The organism is uncultured Maritalea sp., from assembly GCF_937139385.1.
In the GTDB taxonomy this organism is placed as follows: Bacteria; Pseudomonadota; Alphaproteobacteria; order Rhizobiales; family Devosiaceae; genus Maritalea; species Maritalea porphyrae_A.
In genome coordinates this window covers 1-2,895 of the sequence record NZ_CAKZPW010000200.1, presented here as the reverse complement: position 1 = coordinate 2,895, position 2,895 = coordinate 1, and the positions used below count along the sequence as shown (strand labels likewise).

Here is a 2,895-nt window from a genome sequence, read left to right as displayed (position 1 = left end):
TGTTTTAAAGTCTTCACGCCAAACGGTAATATAGATCTAGAATTTCTAGACCTTCAGAAATTGCTTGCACCCATTTGGGAACATAGGCGGCCCAAGCATGCCGTTCTCCCCAACGGGTTGTTTGATTGGGCGAATCGCAGTTTGTCGCAACTTGCTACAAATGGGGTGGGGCGTAGTGCACGCCAATTGCAACGTCGCATCAAACAATGGACGGGGCTTTCCCATCGCCAAATTGCTGCTCATGCGCGTGGTGAAGAGCTGTACAAGAGTTTTTTGGAAAAACGGGGGAAGGGCGACATCAATCTTTCTCAAATCGCGCTCGAAAATGGTTATGCGGACCAATCGCACCTTGGTCGCGATGTTAAGCGCATAACCGGGCTGTCACCAAAACAGCTCGATCAAATGTTCGATGAAGAAGAACGTTTTTGGTATTATCGACTATTGCGCGATTTTTATTGATCAGGGGCAGCAATAAAGCCTTCGCCAAGATAGAATTCGAAACGATTGATTTCTACGCCATGAGCGGCGTACACAAACGTCTCAATTTTGTTGAAGCGTTCAAACCGAGCAGCGGTTCCTTCTAAATTACCAAACTGATCATGTAAAATGACAGCGTCGGCGCCGGGCGCGATGGCTTTGCGTTCCACAAAGCTAAAATGTGAGGGGCGCGGGTCAAGATCATAGATGTCTGTTCGATCAAGTGTGTGCGCCAATTGGGCAGCGGTTGGATAGCCAGTTGTAGCAAGGTAAATTGGGCCATGTTTACGTTCAAGTTGAACCGCAAGTTCGCCAGCTTCAGGCCAACCATAAACGCGTGCTACCTCGGAGCTTTGTCCACTAAGTAGTAGCTCAACAGGGGCGTAGCTATAGTTTACGGTCGCATAGACAACGAATGTTAGCCCAAGAACGATGTGTACGCCAAAAAGCCACATATTCTTCAGCAAAATGGGCAAAAACGGTAGCATCAAGGCGTAGGCAATTGCGCCCCAGTACCAATGCACCGCGCCTCGGGTCGACAGGGCCATAAAAGTCACAAACGTAAATGCAATCATGAGGCGTGCGATCCAGATGGTCATGTTGCCAAATTGATCAAGGTCGCGTTGCCTGAAAAAGATCGCGACGAGTGGAATCATCAAAACCGGACCAAAATAGATAAATGTGGACGCCAAATAACGAATAAAGGTGTCGGCTTTGAAAGAAGTGAACAGCGGTTGATCATACCGGTCCACCAAATGCAATTCAAACGAAGCAAAATCGTGCTGGATGTTCCACAGCAATACCGGGGTAAGCATCAGCACACAAAGCAAACCTGCAACAAATATGTGTGGGCGCAACAACAGTGTACGCAGGCGAGGATGGGCAATGACTAGCGCGGCAATGCTGACGCCTAAGAATGCCGCATTGTATTTTGATAAGGCGGCGAGGCCCAAAAGCAAAGCGCCAGCATAAAGCGGCTTTGTTGACGTTCGTTCATCTGTTGAATAGGCGCTAAAATAGTCGGCGAACGCATATGTGGCGGCTAGAGACAGGAAAATCAGCAAATGGTCGTTATAAACGATCGACGTCCAAGCAAACAAAGTTGGAGACGCCAAAAAGCCAATTGTTGTAAGTAAGAATGCTCTCTCAGGCGCTTTAGGGAAAAGTCGACGCGCAAACAGCCAATAGACGTAAAGCGTGCCAGCGAACGTTAGAAACGTCGGCAAACGCATCGCAAATACATTGTTGTCAAAAAAAATGCTCGTGAGACCAATGAGCCATGCGTTTAACGGCGGGTGATCAAAATAGGAGAGGGCGAGATTTTCGCCCCAAACCCAGTAATAGGCTTCGTCCGCTGCAACGATCGTTATCAGTGCAAAAATGATTTTGGCAGCGATAAAAACAAGCGCGACAAGCACAAGCGGTAACAGGCGCTTTTGCGCAATCGTTTGAACAAGCCGTTTCATTGCCGTTTATCCTTATCCGCTGCCAAGATAGTTGGACATTGGTTACAGGTTTTATTGGTAGCAATCTATATGGTCGTATAAATTCGCGCACAAAAAAACCGGCCATAAAGGCCGGTTTCTTGTTTCGCAAAACTCTTAAAGAGTTGGTGCGCCCTACGGGACTCGAACCCGTGTTTCCGCCGTGAAAGGGCAGCGTCCTAGACCACTAGACGAAGGGCGCTTGCGAACTGTGTGGACCGTATATTGGGCCAGAACGAAAGACGCAAGAGGCAATTTCATTTTTTTTGTTTTTTTTCAAAAAAATGCGGATTTTGGGTCCTAACCAGTGGAAAAAACTCAACAACCTTTAAATTGCACCGGGTGCTTGTAGCCGCGTGGCCGTCCACGAATGTCGACGTGAACAAATTTCCGACCCGGATAACAACCCAGTCCGCCAACTTCGCCTGTTTTTTTCAAAAATGCGATTAACTTTGATTTTGAAACCCCAGGAATAAAGATGTCGGCGGCCATGCATTTCTGGTGATATGAGCCCCAAGCACCGCCCACTTTCCAGTTATGGAACGGGTTTCGATAGCCCGAAGACACAACAGGAGCACGTTTGAAGTGCATTTCGGCCTTCCACAACACAAACCGCAATTTGGGCAACAAACAAAAAGTTTGAATTTTGGAGTGCTCCACATAGAGCCCATATTTCTTCTGGTAGTTTGTGCCGCCTTTGAAGCCACCAAGAGAGGCGCAACCTGCCAATACAGTCACACTCAGCAAAAGGGCAATGAACACACGCATCTAGGACTCGCAAATTTCAAAATGGAAAACGAGCCGTTAAGATAGCCCGGCGATGCCTAATCGCCGGTCAAGAAGCATGGTTAAGATTTTACTGTTTTTGGAAACGCACCAATTACCATTCACCAATATTCGGCATGGAAACCCATGGCTCTTTTGGCGCTAGATC

At 47.7% G+C, this 2,895-nt stretch carries 3 protein-coding genes and 1 tRNA gene; 1 reads left to right on the top strand and 3 read right to left on the bottom strand.

Translation table 11 applies throughout. The features are described from left to right. The coding region (locus Q0231_RS08655; RefSeq protein WP_299347175.1) for a helix-turn-helix domain-containing protein at positions 1 to 459 on the top strand (459 nt) is incomplete at its 5' end. Here the strand turns inward: Q0231_RS08655 and Q0231_RS08650 are convergent. From Q0231_RS08650 to Q0231_RS08640, 3 genes are all read right to left on the bottom strand, one after another. Next, positions 453 to 1,943 (bottom strand): glycosyltransferase family 39 protein, encoded by a 1,491-nt coding sequence (locus Q0231_RS08650; protein WP_299347173.1) that lies wholly within the window; start codon positions 1,941 to 1,943, stop codon positions 453 to 455. The two genes, Q0231_RS08655 and Q0231_RS08650, sit on opposite strands and share 7 nt — an antisense overlap. 144 nt (positions 1,944 to 2,087) lie before the next feature. Further along, positions 2,088 to 2,163: transfer RNA gene (locus Q0231_RS08645), tRNA-Glu, on the bottom strand. A gap of 116 nt (positions 2,164 to 2,279) precedes the next feature. Further along, positions 2,280 to 2,729, bottom strand: coding sequence for a D-Ala-D-Ala carboxypeptidase family metallohydrolase (locus tag Q0231_RS08640; RefSeq protein WP_269394351.1), 450 nt, complete (start codon positions 2,727 to 2,729; stop codon positions 2,280 to 2,282). Between the last annotated feature and the right edge of the window lie 166 nt (positions 2,730 to 2,895).